At 70.5% G+C, this 17,440-nt stretch carries 15 protein-coding genes; all 15 read left to right on the top strand.

Annotation, left to right across the window (positions count from 1 at the left end; genetic code table 11):
* The first annotated feature begins 30 nt into the window (after positions 1–30).
* The 15 genes from HYV93_03075 to bamA all read left to right on the top strand — a co-directional run bounded on the left by HYV93_03075 (position 31) and on the right by bamA (position 17,426).
* The gene (locus HYV93_03075) at positions 31–816 is read left to right on the top strand and encodes a DUF4115 domain-containing protein (GenBank protein ID MBI2524943.1); all 786 of its coding nucleotides are present in this window, start codon (positions 31–33) and stop codon (positions 814–816) included.
* Complete coding sequence (ftsY, locus tag HYV93_03070; protein ID MBI2524942.1) at positions 813–1,739, top strand: signal recognition particle-docking protein FtsY; 927 nt, start codon at positions 813–815, stop codon at positions 1,737–1,739. The genes HYV93_03075 and ftsY overlap by 4 nt, the downstream gene beginning before the upstream one ends.
* Positions 1,736–2,875 (top strand): bifunctional diaminohydroxyphosphoribosylaminopyrimidine deaminase/5-amino-6-(5-phosphoribosylamino)uracil reductase RibD, encoded by a 1,140-nt coding sequence (gene ribD, locus HYV93_03065; GenBank protein MBI2524941.1) that lies wholly within the window; start codon positions 1,736–1,738, stop codon positions 2,873–2,875. Before ftsY ends, ribD begins: the two co-directional genes overlap by 4 nt.
* 1 nt (position 2,876) lies before the next feature.
* The gene (locus tag HYV93_03060) at positions 2,877–3,470 is read left to right on the top strand and encodes a riboflavin synthase (GenBank protein MBI2524940.1); all 594 of its coding nucleotides are present in this window, start codon (positions 2,877–2,879) and stop codon (positions 3,468–3,470) included.
* Between the two features lie 29 nt (positions 3,471–3,499).
* Positions 3,500–4,693 (top strand): bifunctional 3,4-dihydroxy-2-butanone-4-phosphate synthase/GTP cyclohydrolase II, encoded by a 1,194-nt coding sequence (locus HYV93_03055; protein MBI2524939.1) that lies wholly within the window; start codon positions 3,500–3,502, stop codon positions 4,691–4,693.
* Position 4,694: 1 nt separating this feature from the next.
* Complete coding sequence (locus tag HYV93_03050; GenBank protein MBI2524938.1) at positions 4,695–5,201, top strand: 6,7-dimethyl-8-ribityllumazine synthase; 507 nt, start codon at positions 4,695–4,697, stop codon at positions 5,199–5,201.
* Between the two features lie 9 nt (positions 5,202–5,210).
* The gene (nusB, locus tag HYV93_03045) at positions 5,211–5,627 is read left to right on the top strand and encodes a transcription antitermination factor NusB (protein MBI2524937.1); all 417 of its coding nucleotides are present in this window, start codon (positions 5,211–5,213) and stop codon (positions 5,625–5,627) included.
* Between the two features lie 10 nt (positions 5,628–5,637).
* On the top strand, positions 5,638–6,378 hold the full coding sequence (locus HYV93_03040) for a metallophosphoesterase (protein ID MBI2524936.1): 741 nt from the start codon (positions 5,638–5,640) through the stop codon (positions 6,376–6,378).
* Positions 6,368–7,942 carry an apolipoprotein N-acyltransferase gene (gene lnt / locus HYV93_03035; GenBank protein ID MBI2524935.1) on the top strand — a complete coding sequence of 525 codons (1,575 nt, stop codon included), beginning with the start codon at positions 6,368–6,370 and terminating at the stop codon, positions 7,940–7,942. The genes HYV93_03040 and lnt overlap by 11 nt, the downstream gene beginning before the upstream one ends.
* Before the next feature lie 26 nt (positions 7,943–7,968).
* Positions 7,969–9,034, top strand: a protein-coding gene (prfB, locus tag HYV93_03030) for a peptide chain release factor 2 (GenBank protein ID MBI2524934.1) whose coding sequence is annotated in 2 segments (ribosomal slippage) — positions 7,969–7,995 and positions 7,997–9,034 — 1,065 coding nt in all. Because the reading frame shifts where the segments join, the coding sequence is not laid out codon by codon here.
* A 6-nt stretch (positions 9,035–9,040) separates the two neighbouring features.
* Positions 9,041–10,597, top strand: a complete 1,557-nt coding sequence (lysS, locus tag HYV93_03025) for a lysine--tRNA ligase (protein ID MBI2524933.1) — start codon at positions 9,041–9,043, stop codon at positions 10,595–10,597.
* Positions 10,594–11,838 carry an FtsX-like permease family protein gene (locus tag HYV93_03020; protein ID MBI2524932.1) on the top strand — a complete coding sequence of 415 codons (1,245 nt, stop codon included), beginning with the start codon at positions 10,594–10,596 and terminating at the stop codon, positions 11,836–11,838. Before lysS ends, HYV93_03020 begins: the two co-directional genes overlap by 4 nt.
* Positions 11,831–12,514 carry an ABC transporter ATP-binding protein gene (locus tag HYV93_03015; protein ID MBI2524931.1) on the top strand — a complete coding sequence of 228 codons (684 nt, stop codon included), beginning with the start codon at positions 11,831–11,833 and terminating at the stop codon, positions 12,512–12,514. The genes HYV93_03020 and HYV93_03015 overlap by 8 nt, the downstream gene beginning before the upstream one ends.
* A 141-nt stretch (positions 12,515–12,655) precedes the next feature.
* Entirely contained in the window at positions 12,656–15,103 is a 2,448-nt protein-coding gene (locus HYV93_03010) for an ATP-dependent Clp protease ATP-binding subunit (protein MBI2524930.1), read from the top strand.
* Between the two features lie 43 nt (positions 15,104–15,146).
* Complete coding sequence (bamA, locus tag HYV93_03005; protein MBI2524929.1) at positions 15,147–17,426, top strand: outer membrane protein assembly factor BamA; 2,280 nt, start codon at positions 15,147–15,149, stop codon at positions 17,424–17,426.
* Positions 17,427–17,440 lie beyond the last annotated feature (14 nt).

Here is a 17,440-nt window from a genome sequence, read left to right as displayed (position 1 = left end):
CAGGCTTACACTCCCCCTGGGCTCCGGGTGATGGGAACGCTGGGTCTTCTTCTTCGTGAGATCCGCCAGTCCAGGGGGGTGTCCCTGGACGAGATGGCCCGCGCCACGCGCGTCGGAAAGCGCCATCTCGAGGCGCTGGAGGCCGAAGAGCTCGCGGAACTGCCGGCGCCCGTGTTCGTCAAAGGGTTCATTCGCGCCTACTGTGGCTTCCTTCAGGTGGCACCGGACGATGCGCTGGCGCGGTACGGCGATCTCGTTCGCCACAGCAGTCCCGCCCAGACAATGGCTACGGAGCACTCGGGGAATTCGGCCTGGAGCCGGGGACCCGTGGCGGTCAGCTTCGCGTTGCTGCTTCTCCTGGGTGGAGTGCTTCTCATCGTCAACGTCGGGTTCCGGGCGAGATCTGGTCCAGAGAGCCCAGCGCCCGCCGTGCCGGTGGGGCAGAGCGACCTGGCCCCAAGCCCGCGTCCCGGTCCGCAGGGGGAGCAGCCGGCGCCCAGCCTGCCGGAGCTGGCTCCCGTGGCCGCCGCGGGCAGCGGGCCGGGTGCGCCGCGGAGCAGCCAGCGGCTGGTCGTCCGGGCCATCGAGCCCACGTGGATCAAGGTCCAGATGGACGGGGGCGGGTCGGTGCAGGAGCTCCTGCCCTCCGGGGCCACGCGCGAATGGAGTGCCCGGGAGCGGTTCGTGCTGACCGTGGGCAATGCCGGAGGGCTCGAGCTGGAGCTCAACGGCCAAGCCCTGCCCCCCCTGGGCGCCCGTGGCGCGGTGATCCGGGAGCTGGTGCTTCCCCAGGGAATGGCGGCCTCCGGCTCTTGAGCTTCTTCGGTGCGCTCACCGACCGGGTCCGGGAAGGCCTGCGGCGCTCCCGCGAGCTCCTCGATACGGGGCTCGACACGCTGCTGTCGGTGGGGCGGCCCCTGGACGACGCCCTCCTCGAGGATCTCGAGGAGATGCTGCTGGCCGGCGACCTCGGCGCCGCGACGGCCTCGGCCTTCGTCCAGCGCCTGCGGGGAGAGGCCGAGCGTGGGCGCGCCGTGACCGGCGCCGAGGTGCGAAGGCTGCTGCGCCGCTTCCTGGAGGAGACGCTGGAGCGGGCAGCGGCGCCCCTCAACCTGGACGCGAAGCTGGCCGTCATCCTCATGCTCGGCGTCAACGGCGCCGGCAAGACGACGACCACCGGCAAGCTCGCGGCGGCGCTCGTGGCCTCGGGACGGAGGGTGATCCTCGCAGCCGCGGACACCTTCCGCGCCGCCGCCATCGAGCAGCTGGAGGAGTGGGGCCGCCGCGCGAAGGCGGAGGTGGTGCGGCAAGGAGCAGGAGCGGACCCCGCCGCGGTGGTATTCGATGCCGTCAAGGCAGCCGCGGCCAGGGAGGCGGATGTGCTGCTGGTGGACACGGCGGGGCGGCTTCACACCAAGTCGAACCTCATGGACGAGCTCGTCAAGCTCAAGCGCGTGGTGTCCCGGCAGCTCCCGGGGGCGCCGCAGGAATGCCTCATGGTGCTCGAGGCGCCCACCGGCCAGAACGGGCTGGCGCAGGCCCGGCTCTTCCACGAAGCGGTCGGGCTCACCGGGCTCGTGCTCACCAAGCTCGACGGGACCGCGAAGGGAGGCATCGTGGTCCGCATCCACCAGGAGCTCGGGCTGCCCATCAAGCTGGTGGGCGTCGGCGAGCGGGTGGAGGACCTCCAGCCCTTCGACGCCAAGGTGTTCGTGTCGGGGCTTCTGCCGGAGCCATGACAGCCCCTGTGCCGCTCGGCGCTGACCCCAGCGAGGACCGGAAGTGGATGGCGCGCGCGCTGGAGCTGGCCGCTCTGGGCAGAGGGCGGACATCGCCCAACCCGATGGTGGGCGCGGTGGTGGTGCGCGACGGATGCCCCGTGGGTGAGGGCCACCACGTCCGGGCCGGCGCGCCCCACGCGGAGGTGGTGGCGCTGGCGCAGGCCGGGACCGCGGCTCGCGGCGCGACGCTCTACGTCAGCCTCGAGCCCTGCACCCACCACGGCAGGACGCCACCATGCGCGGCGGCCATCGTCGCGGCCGGGCTGGCCCGGGTCGTGGCTGCCGTGGAGGATCCGAATTCCCGCGCAGGAGGCGGCGCCCAGGCCCTCCGCGCGGCGGGCGTGGCAGTGGAGATGGGGTGTCTTGCCGAGGAGGCGAGCGCGCTGAACCACGTCTTTCTCACCGCGATGCGGGAGCGCCGGCCCCACGTCACCCTGAAGTGCGCGATGACGCTCGACGGCAAGATCGCCGCCGTGGACCGTTCGTCACGCTGGATCACGGGTGAGGAGGCGCGGCGGGAAGCGCACCGGCTCAGGAGCGAGGCCGACGCGGTCGTCGTGGGCATCGGGACGGCGCTGGCCGACGATCCGGCGCTGACCGTGCGGCTCGGGTGGGAGTGGCCGCGGGAGCCGTGGCGGGTCGTTGTGGACAGTCACGCCCGCCTTCCCGTCGCGGCGCGGGTGATCCGGGCGGGCGCGCCGGCTCGCGCGCTGGTGGCCGTGACGGGGCAGGCGCCGCCCGATCGGGTGGCCGCGCTCGAGGCCTGCGGCGCGACGGTGGTCGCGTGCAAGGCAGAGAACGGTCGGGTCGACCTGGCGGATCTGTGCGCCCGTCTGTGGGGGCTCGACGTGCTGGGCGTGCTCGTCGAGGGCGGCGGAGAGCTCGCGGCGGCGTTCCTCGAGGCCCAGCTGGTGGACCGGGTCGCCTTCTTCGTGGCCCCGATGCTGATCGGCGGCCGGAGCGCCCCGACGCCCGTCGAGGGTGCCGGGCGGAGGCTGGGCTCCGCGGTCCGGCTGCGCTCGGTGCGGGTGCGCGCCGTGGGAGAGGACTGGCTGATCGAGGGGGAGGTGGCGGCCCGGGAGAGGCGAGGCTGAGGTGTTCACGGGAATCGTGGAGGAGCTGGGGCGGGTCGTCAGCCTCGAGGGCCCGCGGCTCTCCGTCGGGGCAGAGCGGGTCCTGGAGGGCAGCGAGATCGGCGGCAGCGTCGCGGTCAACGGCGCCTGCCTCACGGTCGTGGAGCGCGGGGCGGGGCGGCTCGCCTTCGATCTTGGCCCCGAGACGCTCGCCGTGACGGCGCTGGGTGATCTCCGCGCCGGCGATGCGGTGAACCTGGAGCGGCCGCTGGCGCTGGGAGGATTCGTGGGCGGGCACCTGGTGCTGGGCCACGTCGACGGGATCGGTATCGTGACCGAGACTCGCCGGACGGCCGAGTCAGCCCGGGTCAGGATAGAATGGCAGGACGAGAAGCTGACGCCGCTCCTGATCCCGAAGGGGTCGGTGGCGGTGGACGGGGTGAGCCTGACAGTGGCGGCGCTCCTGGACCGCGCCTTCGAGGTCATGCTGATCCCGCACACGCTGTCGCACACGACGCTGGGCACTGTCGGGCCCGGCAGCCGGGTGAACCTGGAGGCAGACATGATCGGCAAGTACGTGGTGCGCTCGCTGCGCCTGAGAGGGGACACGGTGTGACGGAGACGAGCGGGGGTGAATTCTCGAGCATCGAGGAGGCGGTCGAAGAGATCCGCGCCGGGCGGATTCTCATCGTGGTGGACGACGAGGACCGCGAGAACGAGGGCGATCTCCTCATGGCCGCCGACAAGGCCACGCCGGAGGCGGTCAACTTCATGGCGCGGCACGGCCGCGGGCTCATCTGCGTCCCGATGCTCGGCGACCGGCTGGATCAGCTCGAGATCTCCATGATGGTGCGCGACAACACGGCGCCGCTGGGGACGGCCTTCACCACCACGGTCGACGCCCGCCGGGGCGTCACCACGGGCACCTCGGCCTACGATCGGGCCATCACCATCAGGACGCTCGTGGACCCGGCCACCCGGCCCGGGGACCTGACGAGGCCGGGGCATATCTTCCCGCTGCGGGCGCTGCCGGGCGGGGTGCTGCGGCGGGCGGGGCACACGGAGGCGGCCGTGGACCTGGCGCGGATGGCGGGCTGCTCGCCGGCGGGCGTCATCTGCGAGGTGCTGGACGAGGATGGCGGCATGGCCCGGGTGCCGGAGCTCATGAAGCTGGCCCGCGCCCACGGGCTCAAGTGCATCACCATCAAGGACCTCATCGAGCACCGCATGCAGACGGAGAAGCTCGTGCGGCGCGCGGCGACGACCTGCCTGCCCACCGAGTATGGCGACTTCCAGGTGATCGCCTACGAGACGACGGTGGACGACCGGGTGCCGCTCGCCCTCGTCATGGGCGACGTGACGGGCGAGCAGCCGGTGCTGATGCGCGTCCACTCGGAGTGCCTCACCGGGGACGTGTTCGGCTCGCAGCGCTGCGATTGTGGCTCCCAGCTGCACAAGGCGCTCACGATCATCTCGCGCGCGGGGCGCGGCGTCCTGGTGTACATGCGTCAGGAGGGGCGGGGGATCGGGCTCCTCAACAAGCTGCGCGCCTACGAGATCCAGGACCAGGGCAAGGACACCGTCGAGGCCAACCACGCCCTGGGCTTCGGCGCCGACCTCCGCCACTACGGAATCGGGGCGCAGATCCTGGCGGACCTGGGGCTCAAGCGCCTCCGCTACCTCACCAACAACCCCAAGAAGATCGTCGGCATCGAGGGGTACGGCCTCCACGTGGTCGAGCGGGTCCCGCTGGAGATCCCGCCCACCGAGGCGAACCGGCGCTACCTCGTGACCAAACGGGAGAAGATGGGGCACCTCTTCTCCTCGCTGCCCGACTGAGATGGCCGGGCGCGCCCCGAAAGTTCCGAGCGGTCTCGGCGCGCGCGCGGGGCGGGGCCGGGCTCGGTTTGCCGTCGTGGCCTCGCGCTTCCACGAGGCGATCGCGAAGGCGCTGGTGGACGGGGCCGTGGCGGCGCTCGCGGCGCGCGGCGTGGGCGGCGAGCGGGTGGAGGTCCACTGGGTCCCCGGGTCCTTCGAGCTGCCCCAGGCCGCCCTGGCGCTGGCCCGGAGCCGGCGCTACGCGGCCATCGCCTGCCTGGGCGTCGTCATCCGAGGGGGCACCCCGCACTTCGAGCATGTCTCGCGCGAGACCGCCGCCGGCATCCGGCAGGTGGCCCTCGAGACAGGGGTGCCGGTGACGTTCGGGGTCATCACGGCGCTCACCGAGGCGCAGGCGTGGGAGCGGGCCGGCGGGGCCGTGGGCCATCGGGGCGAGGAGGCCGCCCTGGCGGCTCTCGAGATGGCTGAGTGGCTGCCACGCGTGCGCCGCGGATCGCCCCGCAGGTAGGCGCAGGGCATGGGCAAGCGCCGGAAGTCGCGGGAGCTGGCGCTGCAGTTGCTCTACCAGCTGGATCTGCAGGACGAGGGCAGTCCCGAGCCCTACCTGGACGAGTTCTGGGCGCGCCACCCCGTGGACGGCGAGGTGCGCACCTTCGTCGAGTCCCTCGTCCGGGGCACGAAGCTCCACCAGGGGAAGATCGATGGGGTGATCGCCCAGTACGCGGAGAACTGGGACCTCGATCGCATGGCGGTGGTGGACCGGAACATCCTGCGCGAGGGCATCTTCGAGCTTCTCTGGCGCACCGACATCCCGCCCAAGGTGGTGATCAACGAGGCCCTCGAGGTGGCGAAGAAGTTCAGCACGCGCGAGTCGAGCCGGTTCATCAACGGCATGCTGGACCGGGTCCGCGAGGAGCTGCGCGCCCCCGAGTAGGGAGCCCTCCATCCGTTACGCCGTCCTGTCAGACATACACGGCAACGCCCAGGCGCTGTCCGCCGTGCTCGCCGACGCAGAACGCGAGGGAGCCCGCGCCGTGATCTGCCTCGGCGATGTCGTCGGCTATGGTGCCGATCCCGTGGCGTGCGCGGAAGCGCTGGGGGCGCGGACGGCTGTCGTCGTCGCGGGCAACCACGAGCACGCGGCGCTGGGGCTGATGTCGCTCCGCTGGTTCAACCCCGTGGCCCAGGCGGCCGCGGTCTGGACGGGGGCGCAGCTCTCGGATGGCCTCCGGAGCTACCTCGGCTCGCTGCCCCTCACTGCGCAGGTCGAGGACGCCACGCTCGTGCACGCCAGCCCGCGGTGTCCCGAGCGATGGGACTACGTGATGTCGGCCGAGGACGGCTTCGAGGTGTTCGGCGATTTCCGCACGCCCCTGTGCTTCCTGGGCCACTCGCACTGTCCGGGCGTGTGGTCGCTGGGCCCTGCGGGAGCCGAGCACGCGGCGCGGTTCACCGGCTGGCCCGCCGAGGTGCGGATCGAGGCGGGTCGCCGCTATGTGATCAACGTGGGCAGCGTCGGCCAGCCGCGGGACCGGGACTCGCGCGCCGCCTACGCGGTCTGGGACCTGGAAGAGCGCCTCGTGTCGATCCGACGGGTCGAGTACGACCATCGCGCCGCCGCCGCGCGGATCCTCGCGGCCGGGCTGCCGCGGGTGCTCGCCGATCGCCTGGCCAGTGGATCCTGACCGGCTGGCTCTGCTCTCCCGCGCGGGACTGCGTCTCCCGCTTCTCCTGACCGCGGGTGTCGTCGGCGCGCTGGCCTTTCCCACGGCGGACTGGTGGCTCTTCGGCTGGGTATGGATCGCCCCCGCCCTGGCCTGTGCGCTGGCCCGCCCGCCGCGCGCCGCGCTGGCCGACGGCTGGCTGCAAGGCACGGTCTTCTTCGTCGTGCTCCTGCGGTGGCTCGACCACACCTTCCGCAACTACAGCGCCATCCCGTGGCCCATCACCTGGTTGCCGATCCTCGCGCTGGCGGCCTACTGCGGCCTGTATGCGGGCCTGGTCTGCGCCGCAGTGGCGCGGCTGCGCGCGCGGGTCGGCGCCGGATGGGCGGTGGCGATGGCGCCTGCCCTCTGGGTCGGGGGGGAGTGGATCCGGGGCCACCTGATGGACGGCTTCCCGTGGGGTCTCGCGGGCTACTCGCAGCATGCCGTGCTCCCCGTGATCCAGATCGCCGAATTCACGGGGGTGTACGGGGTGTCCTTCCTGCTCCTCGCGGTGAACGCGGCGCTGGCAGCAGTGGTGGGGCTGGGCTGGCGCCGGGCGCTGCCCGGCGCGCTCGTCACGCTGGCCTTGCTGGGCGGCGCCCTTGGCTTCGGCTGGAGCGCGCTCCGGCCCCACGGAGCGGCAGCGACGAGCGCGACCCCGTCCGTGCTCGTGGGCCTCATCCAGCCCTCCATCGAGCAGACCCTGAAGTGGGACCCGCGTCGCCATGCCGAGATCATGAGCGTCTACGAGCAGCTGACCCGGGAGGCTGCCAGGCCCGCGGGGGCCAGCCCCTCCGCTCCCCCCTCGATCGTCCTCTGGCCGGAGACGGCGGCCACGATCTTCCTCCGGGGTGACCCCGCGCTGCGCTCGCGGCTTTCGGCGCTCTCGGCCGAGGTCGGGTCGGCCCTCCTGGTGGGCTCCATCGACAGGCTGGATGGGCCGCAGGGGAAGTTCCTCAACAGCGCGTTTTTCTTGGACGGACGGGGCATCAGGGCCAAGTATGATAAGATTCATCTCGTCCCCTTCGGCGAGTACGTGCCGCTGTCGGGGCTGATCGGGTTCATCCGGAGCTGGGCCGAGTTCATCTCGGACTTCGCAGCGGGGCAGGAGAAGACGCTCTTCCCGCTCCCGGGCGCGCCGTTCGGGGTGGTGATCTGCTACGAGGTGATCTTCCCGGAGCTCTTCCGGGGGCTCGTGGCGGAAGGCGCCGCCTTCATGGTGAACATCACCAACGACGCGTGGTTCGGGGAGACGAGCGGTCCGTGGCAGCACCTGGGGATGCTGCCTCTCCGGGCGGTGGAGAACCGTGTGGCCATCGCGCGGGCGGCGAACACCGGGGTGTCGGCGTTCATCGCGCCGTCCGGCCGGGTCACGAGGCGGCTCCCACTCCTCGAGCGCGGAGTGCTGGTGGATCGCGTCCCGCTCCGCCGGGCCGCCACCGCCTACACCCGATTCGGCGACTGGTTCGCGCTCGCCTGTCTGGCGCTAGCGGCGGGTGCGCTGGGACATTCACTCTTACGGAGGTCGACCCCCTCGTGCTGAGCGAGCTGAAGCGGGACCTGGCCGACATGGACAGGCGCCTGGACGATCTCCGAGGTCATCTTTGACCTGCCGACCAAGGAAGCCCGCCTGGCGCTGATCGACACCGAGATGTCGAAGGCGGCGTTCTGGGACGACAGCCGTAAAGCCCAGGGCCTCGTCCAGGAACGCGCCGAGCTGTCACGGACCGTGACGCGGATCCAGGAGCTCGCCACCCAGGCCGGGGAAGTGCGCCTCTTCTGGGAGATGGCCAACGAGGCGGGAGACGAGAGCCTGGCCGCCGAGATCGCCCAGAGCATCGGGCGGGTCACAGCCGACATCGAGGCCTTCGAGCTGCGGATCGTGCTCTCGGGCCCCCAGGACAGGAAGAACGCCATCCTCTCGATCCACCCCGGGGCGGGCGGGACCGAGTCACAGGACTGGGCGCAGATGCTCATGCGCATGTACCTGCGCTGGGCGGAGCGAGCCGGCTTGAAGGCGGAGGTGGTGGACCTGCTCCCGGGCGAGGAGGCGGGGATCAAGTCGGCCACCATCACCGTGACCGGCGAATACGCCTACGGCTACTTGAAGGGGGAGATCGGCGTCCACCGCCTCATCCGCATCTCGCCCTTCGACGCCTCCAAGCGCCGGCACACCTCCTTCGCCTCCGTGGCGGCGATTCCCGAGGTGGAAGACGTCGAGGTGGTCATCCGGGACGAGGAGCTGCGCGTGGACGTCTACCGCTCCTCGGGCCCGGGGGGGCAGGGCGTGAACACGGCCGACTCGGCGGTGCGCATCACGCACCTGCCGACGGGGATCGTGGTGGCCTGCCAGAACGAGCGCTCGCAGCTCAGGAACCGCGACACCGCGCTCCGGATTCTCAAGTCGAGGCTGTTCCAGATGTACGAGAAGCGGCAGCGGGAGGAGCTCGCCGAGCTCACGGGGGAGAAGAAGGGAATCGCCTTCGGCAGCCAGATCCGCACCTACACCTTCCACCCGTACCAGGTCATCAAGGATCACCGGACGGGGGCCGAGGTGGGCAACGTCGAGGCGGTCATGGACGGCGACCTGGACCCGTTCATCCGCGCCTACCTGGCCTCCGCGAGGTCCGCGTAGCCCGCCATGACCCCGCCGCCGCCCCCCGGAGACCCGGGACTGCCCGCCGACGTCAACGAGCTGGTCCGCCGGCGTCTGGCCAAGCTCGAGTCGCTGCGCGCGCGAGGGGTGGATCCCTTCGGCGGGCGCTTTCCGGTGACCCACTGGGCCGGGGACCTCGCCACCCGGCTCACGGACGCCGCCGAGGACGAGCTGAAGAGCGCGGGCGCGGTGAGCCTGGCCGGCCGTGTGATGGCACTCCGTCACCACGGCAAGACGTGCTTCGCCCACCTCCGCGACCAGTCCGGAGCCATCCAGCTCTACGCGCGCGCCGACGGGCTGGGCGACCGGTACACGCTCTTCACGGATCTCGACATCGGCGACTTCGCGGGGGTCACCGGGGAGCTGTTCCGCACCCGGACGGGGGAGCTGACGGTGGCGGTCAAGGAGTTCGAGTTCCTGTCCAAGTCGCTGCGCCCCCTGCCGGAGAAGTGGCACGGGCTCAAGGACGTGGAGACGCGGTACCGGCAGCGCTACGTGGACCTGGTGGTCAACCCCAGGGTGCGCGAGGCCTTCGTCGTGAAGAGCCGGCTCATCCAGGCGTTCCGGGCCTTCCTCGACGCGCGCGGCTTCCTCGAGGTGGAGACGCCGATGATGCAGTCGATCCCGGGTGGCGCCGCCGCAAGGCCCTTCCAGACCCACCACAACGCGCTGGACATGCCGCTCTTCCTGCGCATCGCGCCGGAGCTGTACCTCAAGCGACTCGTGGTGGGAGGGCTCGAGCGCGTGTACGAGATCAACCGCAACTTCAGGAACGAGGGGATCTCGACCCAGCACAACCCCGAGTTCACGATGCTGGAGTTCTACCAGGCCTACGCCGACTACAATGACCTGATGGAGCTCACCGAGGAGATGTTCCGGGAACTCGCCCAGAGCCTCCTCGGCCGGACCGACATCCGCTACCAGGGCGAATCGGTGAGCCTGATGCCCCCGTGGCGGCGGCTGCCGTTCTTCCAGGCGCTCTCGGAGGGGCTCGGCACGCCGGTGGGGCCCGAGACGGAGGCCCCGGCGCTCCAGGCCGCGGCCGCGGCGGCGGGCGTGCCGGTGGGCAAGCCTGACGACGCCGGGGCGCTCTGGAAGGACGTCTTCGACACGCTCGTGGAGCCGCGGCTCGTCGAGCCTACGTTCGTGACCGACTTCCCCATCGAGTTGTCCCCCCTCTCGCGGAGGAAGCGGGACAACCCGCGATTGGTGGACCGCTTCGAGCTGTTCATCTGCCGGCGGGAGATCGCCAACGCCTACTCCGAGCTCAACGACCCCATCGACCAGCGCCGGCGCTTCGAGGAGCAGGCGCGGGAGCGCGAGCGCGGCGACGAGGAGGCCCACTGGCTGGACGAGGACTTCCTCCGAGCGCTCGAGTACGGCATGCCGCCCACGGCAGGCGAGGGGATCGGCATCGACCGGCTCGCCATGCTCCTCACCGACTCGCCGTCCATCCGCGATGTGATCTTCTTCCCGCAGCTCCGGCCTGAGCACCGGGAGCCGTCCCCGGGGGAACCGGGCGCCGGGGAAGGGGCCTCGTGACACCCGGGCGCGGGCTCCCCTTCGAGGTGTTCCTGGCCCTCAAGTACCTCCGTGCCCGCGGGCAGCTCCGCGGGCTCTCCCTCTTCGTCTGGATCGGCATCGGCGGCGTCTTCCTCGGGGTCAGCGCCCTCATCGTCGTGCTCGCCACCATGACGGGGTTCCAGGACGGCATCCGCGAGAAGATCATCTCCGCCAACCCACACGTCCTCATCGTCGAGGGCGGGGGACGCGGCCTCGCCGATGGGGCAGCGGTGGCCGAGCGCGCGCGGGCCGTCAAGGGCGTGAGGGCCGCCACGCCGTTCGTCCTCCAGCAGGCGCTCTACACCGCGCAAGGCGGTGGGGCCACGGGTGGGCTGCTGAGGGGCGTGGACCTCGCCGCGCCATCGGTGCGGGAGGCCATCGCCGCCCAGCTGAGGCTCGGCAGCCTCGAGCCGCTGCTCTCGGACCACGAGCCGGCGCTCCTGCTGGGGCGCGAGCTGGCGCGGACGCTGGGCGTCGTCCCCGGGGATCACGTCACCGTGATCTCACCCCAGGGGGCCATGACCGCCGTGGGGCTCGTGCCCAAGATGCGGCGCTTCCGCGTCGCGGGGGCCATCGAGGTGGGCATGTACGAGTACGACGCCTCGCTGGCCTACACGACCCTCGCCGCCGCGCAGGAGTTCGCCGGCCTCGGAGACCGCGTCACCGGCGTCGAGGTGAAGCTGGACGACCCGTGGGAGGCCCGGGCCGTGGGCCGCCGGATCGCGCAGGCGGCGGGAGGGCCCTTCTGGATCCGCGACTGGATGGACATGAACCGCAATCTCTTCGCCGCGCTCCAGCTCGAGAAGCTCGCGCTCTTCGTCATCGCGACCATCATCGTCCTGGTGGCGGGCTTCGCCATCATCGGCCACCTGGTGCTCCTGGTGGCGGACAAGCGGAAGGAGATCGGCATCCTCAAGGCGATGGGTGCCACCTCCGGCAGCATCGCCGCGGTGTTCCTGGCGGCCGGGATGCTCATCGGGCTCATCGGCACCGTGGCGGGCAGCGCTTTCGGGCTGCTGCTCATCTGGGTGCAGAACACCTACAAGATCATCCGGTTCGCCGGCGACGTGTACCAGATCGACCACCTGCCCATGAAGCTCACCGGGACCGACTTCGCGCTGGTCGTCGCCGCCACGATCGTGATCTCCTTCCTGGCGACGCTGTCCCCCGCGCGGCGGGCCGCCGGGCTCCATCCCGTGGACGTGCTGCGCTATGAGTGAGCCGCTGCTCGTCGCCGAGGAGCTGGAGAAGGAGTACCGGGTGGGTCCAGAGGTGATCCGGGTGCTGCGGGGCGTAACCCTCACCGTGGGCCCGGGAGAGAGTGTGGCGGTGGTCGGTGCCTCCGGCGTCGGCAAGTCCACGCTCCTGCACCTCATCGGCGCGCTGGACCGGCCCTCGGGCGGGCGCGTGCTCTTCGCCGGCGAGGATGTCTTCTCGCGCTCGGAGAGCGCGCTGGCGCGGCTGCGGCGGACGGGGGTCGGCTACGTCTTCCAGTTCTACAATCTCCTCGGGGAGATGACGGCGCTCGAGAACGCCATGATGCCGGCACTGCTCCAGCGGGCGTCGTGGAGCGAGGCGCGCGCGCGGGCCGCGGCGGCGCTCGCCGAGGTCGGCCTTTCGGACCGCCTCGCCCACCGGCCCGGGGAGCTGTCCGGCGGCGAGCAGCAGCGGGTGGCGATCGCGCGCGCGCTCGTCGGGGCACCGCGCCTCATCCTGGCCGACGAGCCCACGGGGAACCTGGATCCGAAGACGAGCGAGGTCATCTGGGATCTCTTCCTGCGGCTTCAGGCCGAGCACGGGCTCAGCTTCGTCATCGCGACGCACAACCACGACCTGGCCCGCAAGGCGGACCGTGGCTACCGGCTGGTGGACGGCCGCGCGGTGGCCTGGCCGTGAGCGCTGCGAGCCGCCCGGGCGCGCCGGGGACGGCCGCTAGGGAAGAAAACCCTATGAGGGGACAGGGCAGGGCGTTATACTTTGGGATGGCTTACATGGTAGCGGTCGAGCGCTAACCGATCCCGGAAGCGAGGGCCCCAAGTGTTCGAACGGTTCACCGAGCGGGCGCGTCGAGTCATCATCCTGGCGAGGGAGGAGGCGGGCCGTTTCCGCCACGACTTCGTCGGGACCGAGCACATCCTGCTGGGCCTGATCCGCGACGGTGAGGGGATCGCCACGGCCGTGCTGCAGCGCCTCGGGCTCCGGCTCGAGACGGTGAAGGCGGAGGTGGAGCGGGCCCTGGCCGGCTTCCCCAAGACCCTCACCTTCGGGGAGGTTCCCTTCACTCCCCAGGCCAAGCGGGTGCTCGAGCTGTCCATCGAGGAGGCTCGCCAGCTCGGCCACAACTACATCGGCACCGAGCACCTGCTCCTCGGCCTCATGAAGGAGGGGCAGTCCATCGCGGCCAAGATCCTCGAGTCCCTGGGCGCCCGACTGGACGAGGTGCGCCAGGAGACCTTGTCCCTGCTCGGGGACCAGTACTACCCGCGCCCCAAGAAGCGTTCGCAGACACCGGTGCTCGACGAGTTCGCGCGCGATCTCACCCAGCTCGCCCGGGAGAACAAGCTCGACCCCGTCATCGGGCGCGAGACCGAGATCGAGCGGGTCATCCAGATCCTCGCCCGCCGGACGAAGAACAACCCCGTGCTGATCGGCGAGCCGGGGGTGGGCAAGACCGCCATCGTCGAGGGTCTGGCCCAGCGGATCGTGGGCCACGAGGTGCCCGACGTCCTGGCTCAGAAGCGCCTCCTCCAGCTCGACCTGGGGGCGCTCGTCGCGGGGACGAAGTACCGGGGGCAGTTCGAGGAGCGCCTCAAGGCGGTGATGAAGGAGATCCGCCAGTCCGAGAACGTGGTGCTCTTCCTTGACGAGCTGCACACCCTGATCGGCGCGGGTGCGGCCGAGGGGGCCATCGACGCCTCCAACATGCTGAAGCCGGCACTCTCCCGCGGCGAGATCCAGACCATCGGCGCCACGACGCTCGACGAGTACCGGAAGTACATCGAGAAGGACGGCGCGCTCGAGCGCCGCTTCCAGCCGGTCATCGTCCGGGCGCCCTCCGTGGTGGAGTCGGTGGAGATCATCAAGGGGCTCCGCCACAAGTACGAGGCGCACCACCGCGTGAAGATCACCGACGAGGCCATCGACGCGGCGGTGAAGCTGGCCGACCGCTACATCACCGACCGCCAGCTGCCGGACAAGGCCATCGACGTGATCGACGAGGCCTCCTCCCGGACCCGCCTCATGGCCCTCACGCCTCCCCCGGAGATCAAGGAACTCGGCCGGGAGGTGGAGCGAGTCGTCCGCGAGAAGGACATGTACCTGGAGGCGCAGGAGTTCGAGAAGGCCGCCTCCCTGCGCGAGAAGGAGAAGCTGCTCCGCGGACGCGACGAGGAGCTCAAGCGCGAGTGGGACAAGCGCAAGGGCAAGGGGCCGCAGGTGGTGGGCGAGGAGGACGTGGAGTACATCGTCTCCCGGTGGACGGGGATCCCGCTGTCGAAGCTCGAGGAGAAGGAGTCGGCGAAGCTCGCGCGCATGGAGGAGGCGCTTCACGGCCGGATCGTCGGCCAGAGCGCCGCGGTGGCCGCCGTGTCACGGGCGATCCGCCGCTCGCGGGCGGGCCTCAAGGACAGCAAGCGGCCGGTGGGCTCGTTCATCTTCCTGGGACCGACGGGCGTCGGCAAGACCGAGCTTGCCCGGGCGCTGGCCGAGTACCTCTTCGGCGACGAGAACGCGCTGATCCGGGTCGACATGTCCGAGTACATGGAGAAGTTCTCCGTCTCCCGGCTCCTGGGTGCCCCTCCCGGTTACGTCGGGTACGAGGAGGGCGGGTTCCTCACCGAGAAGGTGCGGCGGCGGCCGTACTCGGTGGTACTGTTCGACGAGATCGAGAAGGCCCACCCGGACGTGTTCAACATGCTGCTCCAGGTGCTGGACGACGGCCGGCTGTCCGACTCGGTGGGGCACGTGGTGGACTTCAAGAACACCATCCTCATCATGACGTCGAACCTGGGCACGAGCTTCATCGGCAAGCGGACCGCGCCGGGGTTCCTGCCCGAAGGGGAGGACGCCTCCCACGAGAAGATGAAGGAGCGGGTGCTGGAGGAGCTCAGGCGGGCCTTCCGGCCCGAGTTCCTCAACCGCATCGACGACACCATCGTGTTCCACGCGCTGAGCCGAGAGGACATCACCGCGATCGTCCGCCTCATGCTCGGGCGCATCAACGCCCAGCTGGCCGACAAGGGTATCTCCATCGAGCCGACGCAGGCGGCGCTCGACATGCTGGTGGAGAAGGGGTTCGATGCCACGTACGGCGCGCGCCAGCTCCGCCGGACGATCCAGAAGCACGTGGAGGACCCCCTGGCAGAGGCGATCGTGCGGGGCCAGGTGTCGGTCGGGGCCCGGCTGGAGCTCGAGGTGGAGGGGGACAATTTCGTCTTCCGAGAAGCCCAGGCCGCGGAGTCGCGACTCGCGCTCGCGGAGCGCTGAGCGGCCGGACGCTGCCTCGCCACACGACAGGACGATCGGCCTCATGACCGCCCTGGAGAGAGTGATTCTCTCCATTTTTTTTGTCTCCGCGCTCCTGGGCCCGAGTCCGGCCGCGGCCCAGCAGGCGCCGCCCCGCGCCCCGCGGCCCATCGTCGTGAAGGAGCTCGCGGTGCAGGGAAACCGCCGCGTCCAGGAGGCCGTCGTCCTGGGGCGCGTGACGACGCGAGTGGGGGGGGAGTTCCAGCCGGCCAGGCTCGCCGAGGACATCCGGGCGGTCTTCGCGCTGGGCTTCTTCGACGACGTGCAGATGCGAGTCGAGGATTTCGAGGGCGGCGTGAAGGTGACTTTCGTCGTGGTCGAGCGCCCCTTCGTGCGCGACATCCAGTTCGTGGGCAACAAGAAGGTGGACACCACCGCGCTGCAGGAGAAGATCGACCTGAAGCTCGGCAGCGTCTACAACCCGGTGGAGGTCAACCGGGCGACCGAGCGGCTGAAGGAGCACTACGAGGAGGAGGGGTACTTCGAGGTCAGCATCGGTCCCGATGCCGAGAAGCTCCCCGACGGCGACGTGACGGTGGTCTTCCGGATCGCCGAGGGCCGCAAGATCACCATCGACGAGATCGTGATCGAGGGGGCCCACGGGCTCAAGCCGAAACAGATCAAGGCCGTCATGGCGACCCAGGAGCGGCAGTTCTGGATCCTCCGCGGCACCGTCCAGCGCCAGAAGCTCGACGACGACGCCGACCGCATCGTCGCCCTCTACAACGACCACGGCTACACCCAGGCGCGCGTCGAGTCGTCGGCGACCGAGCTGGACAGGGCCAGGGCCCGGGTGACCGTGCGCATCGTGGTGGTGGAGGGACCGCAGTTCAGGGTCGGCGGCGTGGACGTGACCGGGAACAACGTCCTGCCGACCGAGGAGATCCGGCGGCGCATCAAGCTCCAGACCAACGAGGTCTTCTCCCGGTCGAAGCTCCGCGAGAGCGTCAAGGGCATCCAGGACCTGTACGGCGTCATCGGCCGCGCGTCGGCCGACGTGAATCCCACGGCGACCCAGGACGCGGCGACACGGCGGGTGAACATCGCCTTCGAGATCGCCGAGGGGCCCGAGGTGTTCGTGGAGCGGATCAACATCTCGGGCAACGTCCGCAGCGAGGAGAAGATCCTTCGGCGCGAGATCCCGATGCAGGAGGGGGATCTCTTCACGACGAAGGCCCTGGAGCGGGCCCGGCAAAAGCTGAACAACCTCGGGTACTTCGACCAGGTCAAGACGACCACGGCGCCGGGCGCGACAAAGGACAAGATCGTCGTCAACATCGAGGTCACGGAGAAGCCCACGGGGCTCTTCTCCATCGGTGGCGGCTACAGCTCCCAGGACAGCTTCATCGGCACCGTGGATCTGTCGCAGCGCAACTTCCTCGGACGTGGCTGGGAGGTGTTCCTGCGATTGCGCGCCGGCGCCAGCACCCAGCAGGGCACGATCGGCTTCACCGAGCCGTGGCTCTTCGACAGGCCGCTGGCCGCCGGCTTCGACCTGTTCAACAACCGCCGCGTCTACCCCGAGTACACGATCAACTCGCTCGGGGGCGACATCCGGCTCGGCCATCCGCTGGGCGACTACTCGCGGTGGGGCTTCGTCTACCGCGTCACCGAGGATGAGATCTCCGACATCGCGGGCAATGCCAGCACGAACCTGCTCAGCGAGGAAGGCAAGCGCCTCACCTCGCTCGTCGGCGGGAGCCTTTCCCGGGACACGCGCGACAGCGTGTTCGAGCCCACGCGAGGCGGCGCCTCGAGCATCGGGCTGGACTTCGCAGGAGTCGGCTTCGGCGACAGCAAGTTCGTGCGGGCCGCCGCCAGCACCGCCTACTTCCGTTCGCTGTGGCTCGATCACGTCCTGAGCGGGCGGCTCCAGGGGGGCTACGCCTTCGGGTGGTCAGACGAGCCGGTGCCCCTCTTCGAGCGGTTCTACCTGGGCGGCCCCAATTCCATCCGAAGCCGGAAGAGCCGCGCGATCTCCCCGGAGGACAGCAGTGGGACCAGGATCGGCGGCAACAGCCAGCTCCTCGGGAACGTGGAGTACCTCGTCCCGCTCCCCTTCAACGTCCGGGCCGCCCTCTTCTACGACGTCGGCAACGTCTGGGGTCCCGACATCGCCGCGGGGGACAAGTTCGACGCGCTGGACCTGCGCCATGCGGCGGGCCTCGGCCTCCGGTGGGCATCGCCCTTCGGACCCCTCAGGGTGGACTATGGCGTCAATCTCGATCGGCGAACCGGGGAGAAGTTCGGCCAGTTCCACTTCTCGGTGGGCTCACCGTTCTGAGCAGGGAGGAGTGA

The sequence above is a fragment of the Candidatus Rokuibacteriota bacterium genome, from assembly GCA_016188005.1.
Classification (GTDB): domain Bacteria; phylum Methylomirabilota; class Methylomirabilia; order Rokubacteriales; family CSP1-6; genus UBA12499.
The sequence above is the reverse complement of the archived record's forward strand: the minus strand, read 5'-3'. Positions and strand labels throughout refer to the sequence as shown.